The organism is Micromonospora sp. WMMD998 (assembly GCF_029581235.1).
Taxonomy (GTDB): domain Bacteria; phylum Actinomycetota; class Actinomycetes; order Mycobacteriales; family Micromonosporaceae; genus Micromonospora.
In genome coordinates this window covers 5,723,267-5,741,892 of sequence record NZ_CP120740.1, presented here as the reverse complement: position 1 = coordinate 5,741,892, position 18,626 = coordinate 5,723,267, and the positions used below count along the sequence as shown (strand labels likewise).

The following is an 18,626-nucleotide window of genomic DNA, read 5'->3' as shown; positions in this document are numbered from 1 at the left end:
GGTTCGCCCCGAAGGGGTGAACCGGCGCGGGCCGGGTAACCGCCCCGCGCACCGACGGGGGAGGGACGCATGCCGCAGGAGGCCGACCGGGCCGGGTTCGCCACCGTGCCAACCGGGACCGCCGCGCCGCCTGGGATCGCCGCGCCGTCCCGGGTCGCCGGGCCGCCGCTGCTGGCGTCCCGGTTGACGCCGCCCCCGCCGCCCGAACCGGCGGTGCTGCGCCCCCGGCTGGTGGACCGGCTGGAGCGGGGGGCGGCGGGACCGGTCACGTTGCTCCTCGCGCCGGCCGGCTGGGGCAAGACGGCCCTGCTGTCCGGTTGGGCGCGGGCGGCGCGGTCCGGTCCGGCGCCGGTCTGGGTGAGCGTGGCCGACGGCGACACCGCCGGGCGGCTCTGGGCGTACCTGGCCGCGGCGCTGCGCACCGCGGTCGCCGGGAACCCGGAGGAGGGGCCGCCCCCACCGGTGCCGGACGGCCCGCCCCGGCCGGAGCAGGTGGAGGCGCTCGCCGCCGCGCTCGCCGAGCGGGAGCACCAGGTGCTGCTGGTCCTGGACGATCTGCACCGGGTGACCGACCCGGCGGCGCTGGCCGGGCTGGAGTTTCTGCTCCGCCACGGCGACGGGCGGCTGCGGCTGGTGGCCGCCGCGCGGCGGGAACCGCAGTTGTCGCTGCACCGGTGGCGGTTGGCCGGTGAGCTGACCGTGCTCGGTCCGGACGAGCTGTCGTTCACCGTCGACGAGGTGGCCGACCTGCTTGTCGCGCACGGCGTGCCGGTGCCGGCCGAGGCGGTGTCCCGGCTCACCTCGCGGACCGCGGGGTGGCCGGCCGGGCTGCGGTTCGCCGCGCTGGCGCTCGGCGCCGGCGTCGACCCGGCCCGCGCGGTGGACCACTTCACCGGCGACCAGCCGGACGTGGCCGCGTACCTGCGTGGCGAGGTGCTCGCGCCGCTGGACCCGGCGGCCCGCGACGTGCTGCGCCTCGGCGCGGTGGCGGTCGCGCTCCACGCCGACCTGGCGGTCACGGTGACCGGGCGGGCCGACGCCGGGCGCCTGTTGGCCGAGGCGGCCCGCGACGGCGGCTTCGTGCAGTCCGACGGCGGCAGCCCGCCCTGGTACCGACCGCACCCGCTCCTGGCCGACCTGCTCCGCGACGAGCTGAGCCGGCTGCCCGCCGACGAGCTGCGTGAGCTGCACCGGCGGGCGGCCGGCTGGTTCGCCGCGCACGACCGGCCAGCCGAGGCGCTGCGGCACGCGCTCGCCGCCGGCGAGTGGGCCGACGCCACCGACCTGCTGATCACCCGCTGGCCGGAGCTGGCGCCGGGCGAGCCGGACCGGGCCGCCGCGCCGGCACCGCCCGAGCCGCCGGCCGAGGCGGTCCGCCGGGATCCCGAGCTGGCGCTGGCGGCAGCCGCCGAGCGGGCGTACGCCGGGGACCCGGCCGCCGCCGGCGGGCAGGTGCGGCGGGCGCTCGCCCACGCCGCCGACCTGCCGGCGCCGCGCCGCGACCGGTTCCGCCGGCTGGCCACCGCGGTCGAGATCAGCCTGGCCCGGCTCGCCGACGACCACCAGGAGGTACGCCGGGCCGCCGACCGCCTGCTCGCCACCGCGCCCGGCGGACCGACCGCGTCCACCGTGCCCGGCGTGCCGACCGCGTCCACCGTGCCCGGCGGGCCTGCCGGTCCCGGCGTCGACCCGCGTGCCGGGAGCGTCGATGCGGACGACGTACGGGCGGTCGCGGGCGCCGCGCTGGGGCTGGTGACGTTGGCCGAGGGGGACCTGCCGGCGGCGGGCGGGTGGTTCGGCACGGCGCTCGCGGCGGCGCGACGGGCCGGCCGGCCGCGGACCGAGCTGCTCTGCGCCAGCCGGTCGGCGGTGCTGGAGGCGGCCCGGGGCGCGCTGCGTGCCGCCGAGGAACACGCCCGGGCGGCCCTGTCCATGCCGCCCTGCCAGGGCTGGTCGTCGCGGGCGGACTGCGGCTACGCGTACCTGGCGTTGGCGCTCGTGGCCTGGCACCGGGACCGGCCGGCGGAGGCGGCGGCCCACCTGGCGCTCGCCGGGCCGGCCGGCGCGGAGCCGGGCGGGGCGGCACTGGCCGCGCTCTGCCGGGCCGGGCTGCTGGCCGACGGCGGCCAGCCGGCGACGGCGTCGCGCACGCTCACCGCGGCCCGGACGGTGGCGCCCGGCGGCGAGATGGCGGCCTGGCTCACCGCCGGGGAGGCCCAACTCCGCGCCGCGGCCGGTGACCTGGGCGGGGCCCGCGCGTTGCTGGACGAGACGGGCGGCGACCCGACCGATCCGGCGCTGGCGCTGGCGTCCGCCCGGCTGTGGTTGCGGTCCGGTGACCCCCGCGCGGCCGAGCGGGCGCTGCCCGACTGGACCGATCCGGCCGCGACCGGCTGGCCGTTGCCGGTCCGGCTGGGGGCCGGACTGCTCGACGCGGCGCTGGCCGGGGCGGCGGGGGACGGGCGGCGGGCCGGGCGGCTGCTGGAGGAGGTGCTGGCACTGGCCGAGCCGGAGGGCTGCCGGCGCGTCTTCACCCGGGCCGAGCCGGGGGTACGCGACCTGCTGGCCACCCACCGGGACACCGGCACCGCCTACTGGGCGACCGTGGACGACCTGGTGCGCGACGTGGACGCGCGGCGGACGGACGGGACGCCGGAGGTGCCGGCGCGGGCCTTGGACGAGCCGCTCACCGAACGGGAGCTGACCGTCCTGCGCTACCTGCAGAGCATCCTGACCAACGTGGAGATCGCCGCCGAGCTGTCGTTGTCGGTCAACACGGTGAAGACCCACGTACGCAACATCTACCGCAAGCTCGACGCGACCCGCCGCCGGGAGGCGGTCCGGCGGGCACGCGAGCTGCGGCTGATCTGACCGACCCGCTCAGGCGCCGGCGGCGGAGTCCACCACGGCCAGGAGTTCGGCCAGTTCGTAGCCGCCGTCGTGGCGGACGTCGTTGACGAACAGCGACGGGGTGCCGGTGACCCCGCTGCGGATCCCGCCCACGAAGTCCTGCCGGACCCGGTCGGCGTGGGCCTGCCGGGCCACCTCCGCGTTGACCTCGTCGAGCGGCAGGCCGACCTGCTCGACGCCGAGCGACAGGTGCACCGGATCGAGCTGGTCCTGGTGCTCGTAGAGCCAGTCGTGCATCTCCCAGAACCGGCCTCGTGCGCCGGCGGCCTCGGCGGTCTCGGCCGCGTTCTCCGCGTGCGGGTGGACGTTCGTGATCGGGAAGTGGCGGTACGCCAGCCGCACCGTGTCGGCCCGCTGGCGCAGCACCTCGGCCAGGTTCGGGTAGGCGGCGCCGCAGTACCGGCACTGGAAGTCGCCGTACTCGACGATCGTCACCGGGGCGTCGGACGGCCCGCGGACGTGGTCCCGCTCGGTGACCGGGACGCGCAGCCGCGCGGTGGTGACCTGCAACGGTGTGCTCATCGGGCGCTCACCCGCCGCCCGGGTGCGATCAGCCCGTTCGGATCACTCATGCCTCCCACCCTGGCCCGCGCCCGGGTGAGGCCGGCTCACCCGGGTCGGGTGGTATCGGCGCTCACCCCACCCGGACGGTGATCCGGTTGCTCAGCCCGCGTACGCCGGGCAGCCGGCCGACCGCGCGGTCGGCGGCCCGCCGCTGGTATTCCCACTCGACCTCGCCGCGCAGCGTGACCCAGCCGTCGGCGACCGTCACGCGCAGCGCCCCCACCGGCAGGAACGCGTCCCACTCCAGGGCGCGCGTCACGGCGGTGTGCGTCGTCCGGTCCGTCTCGGTGGTGGTCTCGGTGGCCATCCGGCTCTCCTCCCGGTCGGTGGCGCGCACCCGCTCGGCGCACCTGCGATCCTGCGCGCGACCGGGTGAGCCGCCCTCACCCGGAAAAGGTGGGCGTGGGAGCGCTTCCATAGATCGATCGGACGGCGTACGCTGAGGGTCCCTCGGCTGCGGGAGCCAGCAAGCCGACGGGGAGCCCGGGCAGCTCCCCGACGAAGCGTCACCCCCTGCTCCCGTCCCCCCATCAGGGCAACCGAGAGGACCGCCCCCCATGCGCACACGTCTCGCCGGCCTGGCCGCCGTCGCGCTCGCCGCCACGGTCGCAGCCGTCGTCGTGCCGCTCGCCAGCACCGGCATCACCCCGGCCGCCGCCGCCGCGTCCGAGCCGTACACCTGGAAGAACGTCCGGATCGACGGCGGTGGCTTCGTCCCCGGCATCGTCTTCAACCCGACCGAGAAGAACCTGATCTACGCCCGGACCGACATCGGCGGGGCGTACCGCTGGGAGCAGAGCTCGCGGTCGTGGACGCCGCTGCTGGACTGGGTCGGCGCGGACCGGTGGGGCTGGAACGGCGTGGTGAGCCTCGCCACCGACCCGGTGCAGACCAACCGGGTGTACGCGGCGGTCGGCATGTACACGAACGACTGGGACCCGAACCACGGGGCGATCCTGCGCTCGACCGACAAGGGCGCCACCTGGCAGGCCACCGAGCTGCCGTTCAAGAACGGCGGCAACATGCCCGGCCGGGGCATGGGGGAGCGGCTGGCGGTCGACCCGAACCGCAACAGCGTCCTCTACTACGGCGCCGAGGGCGGCAACGGCCTGTGGCGCAGCACCGACTACGGGGCGACCTGGGCCAAGGTCACCGCGTTCCCGAACGTGGGCAACTACCGGGCCGACCCGAACGACAGCACCGGCTACCAGAGCCAGAACCAGGGCCTGACCTGGGTCAGCTTCGACAAGAGCACGGGCACGGCCGGCACCGCCACGAAGACCATCTACGTCGGGGTGGCGGACAAGCAGAACCCGGTCTACCGCAGCACCGACGCCGGCGTGACCTGGGAGCGGATCCCCGGCCAGCCCACCGGCTACCTGGCGCACAAGGGTGTGGTGGACCCGGTCGGCGGCTACCTCTACATCGCCACCAGCGACACCGGCGGCCCGTACGACGGCGGCAAGGGCGACGTGTGGAAGTTCAACCGGGCCACCGGCGCCTGGACGCAGATCAGCCCGGTCCCATCGTCGAGCGGCGACGCCTACTTCGGCTACTCCGGGCTGACCATCGACCGCCAGCACCCGAACACGCTCATGGTCGCCACCCAGATCTCCTGGTGGCCGGACGCGATCTTCTGGCGCAGCACCGACGGGGGCGCGACCTGGACCCGGATCTGGGACTTCACCAGCTATCCGAACCGCAGCAAGAAGTACGCCATGGACGTCAGCTCGGTGCCGTGGCTGACGTTCGGCGCCAACCCGGCGCCGCCGGAGGAGACCCCGAAACTGGGCTGGATGAACGAGTCGCTGGAGATCGACCCGTTCGACAGCGACCGGATGATGTACGGCACCGGCGCGACGATCTACGGCACCACCGGCCTGACCAAGTGGGACACCGGTGGCACCTTCACCATCACGCCGATGGTCAAGGGGCTGGAGGAGACCGCCGCGCTCGACCTGATCAGCCCGCCCAGCGGCGCGCCCCTGATCAGCGGGCTCGGCGACATCGGCGGCTTCCGCCACACCGACCTGAGCGCGGTGCCGGCGATGATGTTCACCCAGCCGGTCTTCACCAGCACCACGAGCCTCGACTACGCCGAGACCAAGCCGGCGATCATGGTCCGGGCCGGCAACTTCACCGACTCCGACCGGCCCAACGACAGCCACGTGGCGTTCTCCACCGACGGCGGCGCGAACTGGTTCCAGGGCACGGAGCCCGGTGGGATCAACAACGGCGGCACGGTGGCCGCGTCCGCCGACGGCGGTCAGTTCGTCTGGTCGCCGGGTGACGCCGGCCAGCAGGTCGTCCGCTCGGTCGGCTTCGGCAACTCGTGGACCGCCGCCACCGGCATCCCGGCCAACGCCACGGTCGAGTCGGACCGGGTCAACCCGAACAAGTTCTACGGGTTCAGCAACGGGAAGTTCTACGTCAGCACCAACGGCGGGGCGGCCTTCACCGCCACCGCGGCGACCGGCCTGCCCACCACCGGGGTCAAGTTCAAGGCGCTGCCCGGGGTCGAGGGCGACATCTGGCTGGCCGGCGAGGGCGGCCTCTGGCACTCCACCAACTCCGGCGCGAGCTTCACGAAGGCGGCCGGGGTGTCCACGACGGTGAACGTCGGCTTCGGGAAGGCGGCACCCGGGAAGACGTACCCGGCGTTGTTCACCATCGGCACGGTCGACGGCGCGCACGGGGTGTACCGCTCCGACGACGCGGGCGCGACCTGGGTGCGGATCAACGACGACCAGCACCAGTACGGCAACGCGGGCGAGGCGCTCACCGGCGACCCGCGCGTCTACGGGCGGGTCTACCTGGGCACCAACGGCCGGGGCGTCCTGGTGGCGGACCGGCTCGGCGGCACGCCCACGCCGACGCCGACCTCGGCCAGCCCGACGCCGACCCCGACGTCGCCGAGTCCCACCCCGACGCCCACGTCGCCGAGTCCCACGCCGACGCCGACGCCGACCTCTCCCAGCCCGACGCCGACGCCCACGTCGACCGGGCGCGGCTGCGCCGCCACCTACACCGTGACGAACACCTGGCCGGGCGGTTTCCAGGGTGAGGTGGCGGTGCGCAACTCCGGCACCACGCCGATCGCCGGGTGGACGTTGACCTGGACCTTCCCGGACGGGCAGCGGATCAGCCAGCTCTGGAACGGGTCTCACACCCAGACCGGCTCGGCGGTGACGGTGACCGACGCCGGCTGGAACGGCAACCTCGCCGTCGGCGGATCGACCACTGTGGGCTTCACCGGCACCGTCACCGGCGGCAACCGGGTGCCGACGGTGTCCTGCGCGGCCCGTTGACCGGTCTGACCGACGGCTGATCGCACCGACGGCCGCCCCCGCAGTGTCGGGGGCGGCCGTCGTTGTCGTGACCGGAGCCGTGACCGAGGACGGCTGCCGCGTGCGGGGCGAGGTGCGGTCAGCCGTCCAGGTCGGCCGGGGAGTTCGGCCGGTCGACGTCCACGAACTCGATCTCGTCCGCGTCGCGTCCCCGGCTGCCGGCCGCCCGGGCGGCGGTGCCGGCGGCCCAGCCGATGGCGGCGCCGGTCAGGGCCGCCGCGATCAGCAGCGTCCAGGGCAGCGCGGGCCGGCGTCCGGCGAGCGCGTCGAAGGCGAGGCCGGCCCGGCGGCGTGCCTCGTCGGCGGCGGAGCCGACCAGGTCGGTGGCGTCGTCGGCCAGTCCGGAGGAGTTGCGGCGGGCGGCGAGTGCGGCGTCCCGCACGCTGTCACCGGCGGAGCCGACGGCGGTGAGCAGGTGCTGCCACGCCTGGTCCGCGACCCGCTCGGGCTTGCTGCGGCGGTCCATCAGGCTGGATCCGAACATCGTTATACCTCCTCGGGTGACGAAGCCCGACGGCCACTTCGGACTCCGGCGCTGATCCGGCACGTCACGCTTGACTCCCGGGGGCAGTGCCCCGCCCACCCCTCCGCCAAACCACACGGGGCTGGATCTTGGTACGGAACCGCCCCGGCCGGGGCGGTTCCGTACCAAGATCTCCGGGCTCCCGGGATGCGGACGGCGGGGGTGTTAGGGGGCGGAACGGGACGAAGCGGGTGAACGCGCCGGGGAACGGGTGTTGGCCGCGACGTGCGTGCGCCCGCTACCCTGGGTCGGCGGATCGGCCGACTCGGACCAGTCGTTCGGCCGGTCGCGGTCCGCGACGAAGAGGAAATCGGAACCCGCAAGTCCGGATTGGGTTCGCCCAGGTGTGCCCAGTCCGCAAATTGCTCATCCCCGGGGGTGGCGACCGGGGCCGTTGGAGGAATACTCTCGGTCGCGGCCCGCGTACTGATGAGGCGCCCGAAGGGGCGAGTGGAGGTGCTCGCGTGAGCCTGTCGATCGTGAAGTCGATGCGTCCGGGTGGTGTTGTCCAGATCGCGCCCCGCGGGGAGATCGATGTCGACACCGCATACGAGGTGCGGGAGTCGATCGCCGAAGTGCTGGCCAAGGGGCGTCCCGCACGGATCGAGCTCAACATGCGGCTCGTCACGTTCATCGACTCCGTCGGCATCAGCGCCATGGTCGCCGGCTTCCAGACGTGCGAGGTCAGCGGCGTCAAGCTCGTGGTCACCGAGCCGAGCCGGTTCGTGCACCGGCAGCTCTGGGTGACCGGCCTGCTGGGCCTCTTCGGCGCGCCCGAGCCGTGGTTCGCCGACGAGGCGCCCGAGGTGCTCCCCGGCGCCTGAGCGTCACCGCCCCCCCATCGTCGGCGCCTCGCGTTGACTCCACCCGGCCCTCGCCGGTCGGGGACTTTCGACCCGTTGCCAGCCCGGCCCCGGTACGGGACGATCGTCCGGACCCATGACGGCGAGGGGGACGGGTTGCAGAGCAGCGACAGCTTCAGCTACACCGTGCAGGCCCGGTGCCGCCGGGCGGACGCGGTGGCCCTGCTCGGCGACCTGAGCCGGCAGGGTGAGCTGCATCCGTTGATCGTGCGGGTCCGCCAGTTGCCGCCCCGGCCGGGCGCGCTCGCCAGCTACGCGATCACCGACCGGTTGGAGCTCGGCCCGCTGCACTTCCCGGTGACCTACCAGGCGGACGTGTTGATCGCCAACGAGGACGAAGTGGTCACCGTGGCCCGGCAGCAGCCGGCGACGACGGTGCGCAACCACACCCGGATGCGCGACGAGCCCGACGGCGTGGTGCGGATCGACGTGGAGATCACGCTCACCGCACCGGCGCCGTTGTTCGGCTACGCGTTCCGGCAGGCCCGCGCCGCCCACCTGGGTCTCGCCGCCCGTCTCGGCGCGACCCTGGAGGGTCGACCGGCCTGACGTGGCGAGTCAGCCGCTGCGCCGCAGCCGTCCCCACGGCTTGTACGTGGACAGCACGGTGGCGACCAGGAGCAGCGTGGTCGAGACGGCCGGCGGCACCACCAGATCCACCCGCAGGTGGGTGTCGGCGGCCCCGGCGAGCGCGCCGAGGTGCCGGATCCGGGGCGTGAGCAGGAGCAGCACCAGGCCGAGCATCACGGTGGTGAGCGCGAACTTCACCAGCACCCAGCGCCAGCGCAGCAGGCCCCACGGGGTGAGCAGCGCGCTGGCGGTGCCGACCAACCAGACCGCCACGCTCAGCGGCGCGAACAGCCAGGTGGCGAGCAGCGCCGCCGCCGGGTACACCACCTCGGGGTCGGCGCCGCGCAGTCCGGCCACGCCGAGCGCGAGCAGCCCCAGGTCGGTGCCAAGCCAGCCCAGCGAGGTGACCAGGTGCGCGGTGAGCAGCGCCTTGCGACCGGTCGGCGAGAGTCGTCCCATGCCACCGATCGTCGGTCGCCGCGTGGCCCACGACGTGGGCCACGCGGCGACACCCGGTGTACGTCGGGGAGCGTAGTGCTCAGTAGACCGACAGGTGCACGTGGTTGGTGTGGTCGCTGGACGGGTCGCCGTTGCCCCCGCTGTAGGACTTCCAGCCGCTGCTGGGCAGCCAGATCTCCTTGAACCAGATCACGTAGAGCACGGCGAGCCGGTCGGCGTTGCGGATGAAGTACGCGGACAGGTTGTTGCCGTACGTCTTGTCGCCGCCGCTGGCGACGCCGCCGAAGCCGTTCTTCTGGGCCGCGAAGTCGCAGGCCCGTCCCTTCGGGTGTTCACCCGAGCCGCTGGGCCGGTGGCAGGAGACGTACCTGGTGAAGCCGGCCGCCTTGGCCTGTTGCAGCGCGTGCAGCGTGCGCGGGGTGATGCAGCCGCTGGCCGGCGTCGGGTCGTTGACGCTGCACGACTCCGCCGGCCACGAGCCGTCGGAGTTGCGCTTGGCCGGCTTCGCGTTGGCCGAGGACGAGCCCCGGGCGCTGCTGCCGCCACTGCTGCCGGCGCTCGCCGCCGGCTTGCGGTTGGCCACCTCCAACGCCCGTTCGGCCTGCTCCTTGCGCTTGGCCATCACCGCGACCTGCTTGCGCTGCTCGCTGATCTCGACGGTGAGCGCGGTCCGGGTGCGGACCGCCTCGTCCCGGGTGGCGATCAGCTCGCGCAGGGTCCGGTCCTCGTTCGCGGCGACCGTCTCCAGCGCCGCGGCCCGGTCCATGAAGCCTTCCGGGCTGTTGCTGGCGAGCAGCGCCGCGGCGGTGCCCATCCGGCCGGTGCGGTACGCCACCCCGGCGATCTCGCCGACCTTGGCGTCGCGCTCGGTCAGCTCCGCGCCGATCGTGGTGAGCCGGTCGTTGAGCTGCTTCTGGCGGGTCACCGAGCGGTTCAGCGCGCCTTTCGCCTCCAGCCAGCCCTTGCTCGCGGCGTCGAGCTGGGCGCGCAGGGTCGGTGTGCCGCCCTCGTCGTCATCGCCGGGTGCGGCGGCGAGCCGGCCGGTCGGTGCCGCCGCCGAGGCGGGGGAGACCGGCGCGGTCGCGACGCCGAGGGCCAGCGTCGCGACGAGCAGGGCCGCCAATCGGGCGGCCGTCCGTCGTACAGGTGCCACTGTGGGCATTCACGTGTCCTTCCGTCAACCGCCGACCGGGTTAGCTGACGGGTTCGGGACGGAAGATCCCTACCGCTGACGCGGATGCACCCCACGTACGTGGTTCCCCGGCTCGCCCCACGGGCGATTAGGCGATGGCCGCTCCACCGGCGCCGGAGTGACGCCCGCGGGATGACCGCGATCGAGCCTACCGGCGCTGCCCGGACCCGGCTCCACCAGCCGGAGCCGCATACCGGGCAAAACCGGCAATTGCCAACAATAGCCACTCAGATTTAAGTTTGTCCTAATTACCACTCGGTCGGTCCGCAGCCACCGGCGGACGCTCCGGGTTCGATCTGCAACGTGGCGTGATCGATCGAGAAGTCCTCGTGCAGGGCGGCCCGGGCGGCGGCGAGCACGGTGGCGACCTCGGCGCGCGGGTCGGTGGTCAGATGCGCCGAGGCGACGTCCATCCCCGACGTGAGCGTCCACACGTGCAGGTCGTGCACCTCCGCCACGCCGGGCACGGCGGCCAACCGGTCGTGCACCGCGGTCACCTGGAGGTGCTCCGGCGCGGCCTGCACCAGGATGCGCACCGCGGCCCGGCCGAGCCGCCAGGTGCGCGGCAGGATGAACAGGCCGATCGCCACCGCGACCACCGGGTCGGCCCACCACCAGTCGGTGAACGCGATGACGAGCGCCGCGCCGATCACCCCGAGCGAGCCCAGCAGGTCGCCCAGCACCTCCAGGTATGCCCCGCGCAGGTTGATGCTCTCCTGCGCGCCGGCTCGCAGCAGCGCGAAGGCGGCGATGTTGGCCAGCAGCCCGAGCACGGCCACCACGAGCATCGGCCCGGCGAGCACCTCGGGCGGCTCGCCGAACCGGCGTACCGCCTCGACCAGGACGTAGACCGCGACGGCGCCGAGCAGCACCGCGTTCGCGAGCGCGGCGAGCACCTCGAGGCGGTAGAGCCCGAACGTGCGCTGCGGATCGGTCCGGGCGCGGCGGGTGGCGGTGATCGCGGCGAGCGCCATGCCGATGCCGAGCACGTCGGTGAACATGTGCCCGGCGTCGGAGAGCAGCGCGAGCGAGCCGGTCGTGAAGGCGGCCACCGCCTCGACCAGCATCAACACGGTGAGCAGCGCGAACGCCGCCCAGAGCCGGCCGGCGTGGCGCTGCGCCGCGTTCGTCACCGCGCCGCTGTGGTCATGACCTGCGCCCACCGCGCACCTCCGCTCCGTGCCTCGGCCGGAACCAATCTATGCTCACATCGCTATGTGTGCAAGTGAGGGTGGGTCACCCCACCGGGTCGAGCGTGGTCAGCCGCTGGGTGGCCCGGGAGAGCGCGACGTAGAGCGTGCGTACCCCCGAGCCGGGGTCGGCCCGGATCTCACCCGGCGCGACGAGCACCACCCCGTCGTACTCCATGCCCTTGGCCTGGAGACTGGTCACCACCTGGAGCCGGCCGGCGCCGAGCTGGCCCAGCCAGCCGGCCACCTCGTCCCGGCGCGGCACCGGCGTGATCACACCGACCGTGCCCTCGACCTCGGCCAGCAGCGCCCCGGCCGCCTCGACCGTGGCCGCCGGCAGCTCGGCCGCGGCCACGGTGCGCCGCACCGGCGGCACGCCCGTCGAGCGCACCGCCTCGGGAAGCGTCAGGTCCGGGTACAACCGGCGGATCTCCGCCGCCGCCACCGCGAAGATCTCCGCCGAGTTGCGGTAGTTGGTGGTCAGCTCGTAGCGGTGCCGGCGGCGGCGCCCCAACGCCTGGTCCCGGGCCCGGTCCAGCTCCTGCGGATCACCGGTCCAGGCGGTCTGCGCCGGGTCGCCGACCACGGTCCAGGACGCCAGCCGGCCGCGCCGCCCGACCATCCGCCACTGCATCGGCGAGACGTCCTGCGACTCGTCCACCACCACGTGGGCGTACTCGCGGTAGTCCGCCGGACGCTCCCGGGCCGCCGCGCGGGCGGCGCGCTGCCGATCGGCGTACGTGCTCAGCTCGCGCACGCCGCCGGCGAGCTGGTACGGGTCCCGCTTCGGCCGGGCCCGCTGCACCGGCTTGCCCAGCAGCGCGTCCAACTCGTCGAGCAGGGCGACGTCGGCGACCGTCGGGCCCTCGTCGGCGAGCGTCCGGTAGGCGTCGGTGAGCAGCCGGATCTCGGCCGAGGAGAGGATCCCGCCGGCGTACCGGCGCAGCCGCTCGGGCCGGGCCAGCCAACCCAGCACGTGGCGCGGGAGCAGCCGGGGCCACCAGGCCCGCAGGAAGTCGCGGAACTCCGGCCGCTCGATGATCTCGTCCTCGAACGCGGGTTGCTCCGGCAGCCGGCCCACCCGCAGCGTGCGGGCCTGCGCGTAGAGCGCGGCGAGCACCGCGTCGAACGCCGCCCGGCGCACCTCGTTGCGGCGCGCGCCCCGGGTCAGCGTCCGGTCCCGCACCGCATCCAACGCCGGCCGCTCCAACCGCAGCAACTCGCCGCGGTAGAGCAGGCGCAGCTCGGCCGGGGAGTCCGGCACCGCGTCCCGCGCCGCCCGTTCCAGCACCCGGCGCATCCGCAGCGACCCCTTCACGGCCGCCACCTCCGGCGGGTCGGTCCGCGTCGCCGACAGGCCCGGGAACAGCGAACCGAGCGAGCGCAGCGTGGCGGTCTCCTCGCCGAGCGAGGGCAGCACCGAGGCGATGTACTCGACGAACACGCCCGACGGGCCGACCACCAGGATGCCGCCGCCGGCATAGCGGGCCCGATCGGAATAGAGCAGGTACGCGGCCCGGTGCAGCGCCACCGCCGTCTTGCCGGTCCCCGGGCCGCCGGAGACGATCGTGACGCCGTTGCCGGGGGAGCGGATCGCCTCGTCCTGTTCCCGCTGGATGGTCGCGACGATGTCCCGCATGCCCCGGCCGGTGGCCCGGGACAGCGTGGCCAGCAGCGCGCCGTCGCCGACCACCGCCATGTCCGCCGGGGCGGCCTCCGGATCCAGCAGGTCGTCCTCGATCCGGGTCACCTTCTCGGCGGCCGACTGGATCGTGCGCCGGCGCACCACACCACGCGGCTCGGCCGGGGTGGCCTGGTAGAACGCGGCGGCGGCGGGGGCCCGCCAGTCCACCACCAGCGTCTCGGCGTCGTCGGCGCGCACGCCGAGCCGCCCCACGTGCAGCACCTGCCCGGTGCGCAGGTCCAGCCGGCCGAAGACCAACCCCTCGTGCTCGGCGTCGAGCACGTGCCGGCGCTGCGCGGCATGGAAGACCATCGCGTCCCGCTCGACAAGCGCGCCGAAGGTGCCGACCCGCGCCATCCGGTAACCCTCCCGCTCGGCGTCGGCCGCGGACCGGCGCAGTTCGGCCAGCCGGGCGTACACCCGATCGAGGTGCCGCTGTTCGGCGGCGATCTCCCGGTCCAGCGTGGTCTGGTCGGTCAACGCGGTGCTCCTGTGGTCGGACGGCACAACGGGCTGAATGAGGGTACGGGCCGGCGGCAACCCCGATGTCACGGCCATGCCGCTCGACCGGCGCAGGTTGCCCGTTATCCGGCCCTTCCCACCCGTTTCCCGGCCCGTCCGGGAGCGGTCAGGCGGCCACCGCCGGGCGGGCCTTCGCCGTCTGGCGGGCCTTCGCCTTCCGGCGGTCAGGAGCGGACGGTCCGGCGAGCACCCGGCGCAGCACGCCGGCGACGGCGGTGTTCACCTCGTCCGGGCGCTCCATCATCAGCATGTGGCCGGCGCCGGGGCAGACGGTCAGCTCCGTGGTGGGCAGCGCCGCCGCGATGGACTCGGCGCAGGGCGGCGGGGTGAGCCGGTCCCGGTCGCCGACCAGCGCGGCGGCCGGCAGGCCGCCGAGCGCGGCGAGCGTGTCCAGCCGGTGCTGAGTGCCGATCGACGCGCGGAACCCGCCGATCGAGCGCAGCGTGGCGCGCGCCACCGCGGAGGTGACCAGCCGGATGTCCGCCGGGTCGCAGCGGTCGCCGAAGAGCATCCAGCGGATGCTGGGGCGCAGCGCGCGCAGCAACGCGCGCGGCGGTCGCCAGCCGCCGCAGCGGGCCAGCACGCCGGCGCCGGTGGTCTCGGCGAGCCGGATCAGCCGCGCGATCCGGGGCGAGAGCCCGTAGACGGTGTGCGCGTGCCCCTCGGCGGTGGTCGAGACGAAGACCAGGCCGGCGGTGCGGGCGGCGAACCGGTCCGGGTGGCGGTGCGCGTACTCCATCACGGTCATCCCGCCCATCGAGTGCCCGACCAGCACCACCGGGCCGGACGGGGCGAACTCGTCGACCACCGCGGCCAGGTCGTCGCCGAGCTGGGCCAGGGTGGCGTCGCGCAGCGTCAGGCAGCTCGACCGGCCGTGCCCGCGCGCGTCGTAGGCGATCACCCGCACCCGATCACCGAAGTGTTCTCGCAGGTCGGCGATCTGGCGGTGCCAGCTCCGCCCGTCGAGCGTCCAGCCGTGCAGCAGGACCACGGTGACCTCGGCGTCGACCGGCCCGGTCGCCGTGACGTGCAGGCGTACGTCGTCGGGAAGTCGCAGTTCCATGGTCCACCTCCCGGGCCGTCGGGTGCGTCACCGGGGCGACCCGGCGGTAACATCGGCGTTACCCGCCATGACACCACGGCAATCGGGGCGGGAGAAGATTCAGCGTCCACCCGCGCCCGGTCGGATCGGTGACCAGGCTGGGGGCATGCCGTCCACCCCCGCCGCCCGGAGCCCCCGCGCCGCCCTGGCCGAGCTGCTCACCGGCAATCGCCGCTTCGTCAGCGGCCAGCCCCTGCACGGGCACGACGTCAGCGCCGCCGCCGCGGTGGCCTCCGGCGACCAGCAGCCGTACGCGGTGGTGCTGGGCTGCATCGACTCCCGGGTGCCGCTGGAGGCGATCTTCGACCAGACGTTCGGCTCGATCTGCGTCATCCGCACCGGCGCGCACGTGCTGGACCGGGCGGTGTGCGGCTCGATCGAGTACGTGGTGGGGCAACTCGGCGTACGGCTGGTGATGGTGCTCGGCCACGAGCGCTGCGGCGCGGTCGGGTCGGCGGTCGACGCGGTGCGCACCGGGCGGCGGCCCGGTGGCGCGCTGGCCTACGTGGTGGACCGGATCGCCCCGGCGGTGGTCGAGGTCGGCGTCGACGACCCGGCCGTCCACCCGCTGGCGATCCGCCGGCACGTGCGGCGGACGGTGGCCGCGCTGCGCGCCGACGACCGGCTCGCCGGCCCGGTGGCGGCCGGGGACCTGGCCGTGGTGGGCGCGCTCTACGACCTGGCCACCGGTGCGGTCACGGTGCTGCCGGAGGAGGAGAAGACGCGCGACCGCCCGCCGGGGTGATCCCCGACGGGCGGTCGTGATGGTGCGGTGAGGGCGCTCAGCCCTCGAAGACGCCGGCCTCGACCAGACGCTTCTCGGTGGCGTCCCAGCCGTGGTCCGGGTGGGCCGCGGCCAGGCCGTTGAGCTCGGCACGGATCTTGGCGGCGTGGCCGGCGGCGGCCAGCACCCGGATCTCCTCGACGAAGGCGTCGGAGTCGGTGCGCAGGTGCGCGGTCTTGCCGTTGGTCAGGTTGCGCACGTAGGCGTGCTTGCCGCCGTTGAGCGGGATCAGGTACTTGAACTCGCCCAGCACGCTGAGGGCGCCACCCTGGCCAGCCTGGCCGGCCCGGACTGACGCGCGCGCGGTCTTAGAGGTGTTGCTCGCCACGGAGGTACTCCTTGCAGACGTACGGTGGGGACGGCAAGGCCGTCCGGGGGCTGTGCGAGTGACGCCCGGGGTGAGCGCCGGCCCGCGAAGACGTGCGGCGGCACAGAACCGCCCAGAGAACTGTACACGAACGCGACACCCGGCTGGTGGTCGCGCCGTTCACCGGACACAACCGGGTCGGCCACCCGGCTATTTCCCGCCGCCCGACCCCGGCGAATTTTCCGATTCGCTGGCGCACCACCTGTCACACCGGTCATCATGTGTGTCCAGAGACCACTCGGGTGACGAGGTCGTAGGGGAAGACGCACCTCGGCTCACCGGGAGGTCACCGTGCCAACGCGTGGCGTCGTATACGTCCACTCGACCCCGCTCGCCGTGTGCTCGCACGTCGAGTGGGCAATCGCGCGCGTCCTCGCCGCGCCGGTCAACCTGCACTGGACGGGTCAACCCGTCGACCCCGGCGCCCGCCGCGCCGAGTGCGGCTGGACCGGCAGCCCGGGGACGGGCGCCGAGCTGGCCGCTGCCCTCCGGCAGTGGCCCATGATCCGTTTCGAGGTGACCGAGGAGCCCAGTCCCGGCGTCGACGGCGAACGCTTCATGTACGTCCCGGGCCGGGGCCTGTTCCGGGCCACCGTCGGCGCGGCCGGCGACATCCAGCTCGGCGAGGACCGGCTGCGCAGCCTGATGGCCGCCGCCCGGGCCCCGGAGGCGCTCGCGCACGCCCTGGACAAGGCGCTCGGCACCGCCTGGGACGCCGAGTTGGAGCCCTACCGGTACGCCGGCGACGGCGCGCCGGTGACGCTGCTCACCCGGGTGGGATGACGGTGGAGCGAGTTGCCCCGATACGGTGGGGCCCGTGTCGATATCCCCGCGGCGCTCCGCCGTCGCGCTCGCCGCACTGACCGCGCTGCTCGTCTCCGGGTGCTCGGACGGGCCGGACCGGCCACGCCCGACCCCGTCGACCCCGGCGTCGTCGTCGAGCACACCGGCCCCGACCGACCCGGCTCCCGCCGACCCGGCCGCCCGGGCCGCCGCCCTGGTCGCCACGCTCGCCGACGAGGACCTGGTCGGGCAGGTGCTGATGCCGTACGCCTACGGCAGCTCGGCCACCGAGGTCTCGGCCGGCTCGGCCGCCGGCAACCGCGCCCTGGCCGGCGTCGACACGCCCGCCGAGATGGTGGCGAAATATCGCCTCGGCGGGGTGATCCTGGTCGGCTTCAGCGCCGACGACCCCACCTCGGGCAACCAGGAGACCACGAACGTCGACAACCCGAAGCAGGTCCGCGCGCTCACCGACGGGCTGCGCTCCGCCGCCGGCAAGCTGCCCGCCGGCGCCGCGCCCCTCCTGATCGGCACCGACCAGGAGTACGGCGTGGTCACCCGGATCACCGACGGGGTGACCCAGCTACCCAGCCCGCTCGCCGCCGGCGCGGCCGGTGACCCGGCGCTGACCGAGGCCGCCTGGCGGGCCGCCGGGGCCGAACTGGCCGCGATGGGGATCAACCTGGACTTCGCCCCGGTCGCCGACGTGCTTGTCACCCGCAGCACGGTGATCGGCTCCCGCTCCTTCGGCGCCACCCCGGCGACCGCCTCGCCCCAGGTGGCCGGCGCGGTACGCGGGCTCCAGGCCGAGGGCGTCGGCGCCGCGGTCAAACACTTCCCCGGCCACGGCCTCACCGCCGCCGACTCGCACTCCGAGCTGCCGGTGGTCGGGCAGTCCCGGGCCGTGCTGGACCGCACCGCGTTCCCGCCCTTCCGCGCCGGGATCGACGCCGGCGCCATGGCGGTGATGTCGGCCCACCTGAACGTCAAGGCGATCGACCCGGGCACCCCGGCCACGTTCTCCCACAAGGTGCTCACCGACGTGCTCCGCGGCCAGCTCGGCTTCCAGGGCGTGGTGATCACCGACGGGATGAACATGGCGCCGGCGAAGAAGTGGTCGCCGGGCGAGGCGGCGGTCCGCGCGCTCAAGGCCGGCAACGACCTCATCCTGATGACCCCGAACGTGGGCCAGGCGTACGACGGGCTGCGCGCCGCGCTGACGGACGGTTCGCTGCCGCGCGCCCGCCTGGTCGAGGCGGTCACCCGGGTGCTGACCATGAAGTTCCGGCTGGCCGGGAGTCCGCAGCCGGCGCTGTCGACGCTTGCCGGCGCCGACCACCGCAAGGCCGCCGCCGACCTGGCCGCCGCCGCGGTGACCGTGCTGCGCGGCCGGTGCGGGGGCGCGGTGAAGGGCCCGATCCGGGTCACCTCCTCCGGTGGCCGGGACCGCACCCGGGCCGCGCTGACCGAGGCGCTCACCGCCGCCGGGGTGAAGGTGGTGTCCTCCGGCGGGACCGTGGTGCACCTCGTCGGGTACGGCGACGGCGCGAAGGACCTGCGCGCCGACGCGGCCGTGACGGTGGCGATGGACACCCCGTACGTGCTGTCCGGGGCGAAGTCGCCGACGGTGCTGGCGACCTACTCGTCCACCCGGGCGTCGATGGACGCGCTGGCCGCGGTGCTCGCCGGCAAGGCCCGCCCGACGGGCCACTCCCCGGTGCCGGTCCCCGGCCTCCCCGCCACCACCTGCGAGGGTTAAGGAGGGG

The 18,626-nt window shown here is 74.7% G+C and carries 15 protein-coding genes, 1 pseudogene and 1 riboswitch; of the genes and pseudogenes, 7 read left to right on the top strand and 9 right to left on the bottom strand.

Annotation, left to right across the window (positions count from 1 at the left end; genetic code table 11):
• Positions 1-69 precede the first annotated feature (69 nt).
• Positions 70-2,871 (top strand): LuxR C-terminal-related transcriptional regulator, encoded by a 2,802-nt coding sequence (locus tag O7619_RS25805; protein WP_282283928.1) that lies wholly within the window; start codon positions 70-72, stop codon positions 2,869-2,871.
• Between the two features lie 9 nt (positions 2,872-2,880).
• On the opposite strand, the gene O7619_RS25800 is transcribed toward O7619_RS25805, so the two are convergent.
• Both O7619_RS25800 and O7619_RS25795 read right to left on the bottom strand, forming a co-directional pair.
• A complete protein-coding gene (locus O7619_RS25800) occupies positions 2,881-3,432 on the bottom strand; it encodes a DsbA family protein (RefSeq protein ID WP_282283927.1) in 552 nt (183 codons plus the stop codon).
• A 121-nt stretch (positions 3,433-3,553) separates the two neighbouring features.
• Positions 3,554-3,781, bottom strand: a pseudogene (locus O7619_RS25795) (BON domain-containing protein); the annotation flags it as partial.
• Positions 3,782-4,031: 250 nt separating this feature from the next.
• On the opposite strand from O7619_RS25795, the gene O7619_RS25790 reads away from it, so the two are divergent.
• Positions 4,032-6,782 carry a cellulose binding domain-containing protein gene (locus O7619_RS25790; RefSeq protein ID WP_282283925.1) on the top strand — a complete coding sequence of 917 codons (2,751 nt, stop codon included), beginning with the start codon at positions 4,032-4,034 and terminating at the stop codon, positions 6,780-6,782.
• Between the two features lie 118 nt (positions 6,783-6,900).
• Here the strand turns inward: O7619_RS25790 and O7619_RS25785 are convergent, their stop codons facing one another.
• Positions 6,901-7,305 carry a hypothetical protein gene (locus tag O7619_RS25785; protein WP_282283923.1) on the bottom strand — a complete coding sequence of 135 codons (405 nt, stop codon included), beginning with the start codon at positions 7,303-7,305 and terminating at the stop codon, positions 6,901-6,903.
• Positions 7,306-7,808: 503 nt separating this feature from the next.
• Between O7619_RS25785 and O7619_RS25780 the strand changes: the two genes are divergently transcribed.
• Positions 7,809-8,168, top strand: a complete 360-nt coding sequence (locus O7619_RS25780) for an STAS domain-containing protein (protein WP_281587247.1) — start codon at positions 7,809-7,811, stop codon at positions 8,166-8,168.
• Positions 8,169-8,243: 75 nt separating this feature from the next.
• Positions 8,244-8,756: an SRPBCC family protein gene (locus O7619_RS25775; RefSeq protein WP_282283922.1), complete on the top strand. Its 513-nt coding sequence runs from the start codon at positions 8,244-8,246 to the stop codon at positions 8,754-8,756.
• Positions 8,757-8,765: 9 nt separating this feature from the next.
• Here O7619_RS25775 and O7619_RS25770 read toward each other — a convergent pair whose 3' ends face one another.
• The 5 genes from O7619_RS25770 to O7619_RS25750 form a co-directional block, all read right to left on the bottom strand.
• Positions 8,766-9,236 carry a hypothetical protein gene (locus tag O7619_RS25770; RefSeq protein WP_282283921.1) on the bottom strand — a complete coding sequence of 157 codons (471 nt, stop codon included), beginning with the start codon at positions 9,234-9,236 and terminating at the stop codon, positions 8,766-8,768.
• Between the two features lie 79 nt (positions 9,237-9,315).
• A complete protein-coding gene (locus O7619_RS25765; protein ID WP_282283920.1) occupies positions 9,316-10,398 on the bottom strand; it encodes a hypothetical protein in 1,083 nt (360 codons plus the stop codon).
• 4 nt (positions 10,399-10,402) lie between these two features.
• A riboswitch (cyclic di-AMP (ydaO/yuaA leader) is annotated at positions 10,403-10,533 on the bottom strand.
• A gap of 143 nt (positions 10,534-10,676) precedes the next feature.
• Positions 10,677-11,591, bottom strand: a complete 915-nt coding sequence (locus O7619_RS25760) for a cation diffusion facilitator family transporter (protein ID WP_282283919.1) — start codon at positions 11,589-11,591, stop codon at positions 10,677-10,679.
• 73 nt (positions 11,592-11,664) lie between these two features.
• Positions 11,665-13,782, bottom strand: coding sequence for an AAA family ATPase (locus O7619_RS25755; RefSeq protein WP_282283917.1), 2,118 nt, complete (start codon positions 13,780-13,782; stop codon positions 11,665-11,667).
• A 148-nt stretch (positions 13,783-13,930) separates the two neighbouring features.
• Positions 13,931-14,887: an alpha/beta hydrolase gene (locus tag O7619_RS25750; protein WP_282283916.1), complete on the bottom strand. Its 957-nt coding sequence runs from the start codon at positions 14,885-14,887 to the stop codon at positions 13,931-13,933.
• Between the two features lie 145 nt (positions 14,888-15,032).
• Here O7619_RS25750 and O7619_RS25745 point away from each other — a divergent pair, with 145 nt between their 5' ends.
• Entirely contained in the window at positions 15,033-15,671 is a 639-nt protein-coding gene (locus O7619_RS25745) for a carbonic anhydrase (protein ID WP_282283915.1), read from the top strand.
• 37 nt (positions 15,672-15,708) lie between these two features.
• Here O7619_RS25745 and O7619_RS25740 read toward each other — a convergent pair whose 3' ends face one another.
• A complete protein-coding gene (locus O7619_RS25740) occupies positions 15,709-16,038 on the bottom strand; it encodes a hypothetical protein (protein ID WP_281587255.1) in 330 nt (109 codons plus the stop codon).
• 330 nt (positions 16,039-16,368) lie between these two features.
• On the opposite strand from O7619_RS25740, the gene O7619_RS25735 reads away from it, so the two are divergent.
• Complete coding sequence (locus O7619_RS25735; RefSeq protein ID WP_281587256.1) at positions 16,369-16,860, top strand: DUF3145 domain-containing protein; 492 nt, start codon at positions 16,369-16,371, stop codon at positions 16,858-16,860.
• A gap of 25 nt (positions 16,861-16,885) precedes the next feature.
• Positions 16,886-18,619, top strand: a complete 1,734-nt coding sequence (locus tag O7619_RS25730) for a glycoside hydrolase family 3 protein (protein ID WP_282283912.1) — start codon at positions 16,886-16,888, stop codon at positions 18,617-18,619.
• Positions 18,620-18,626 lie beyond the last annotated feature (7 nt).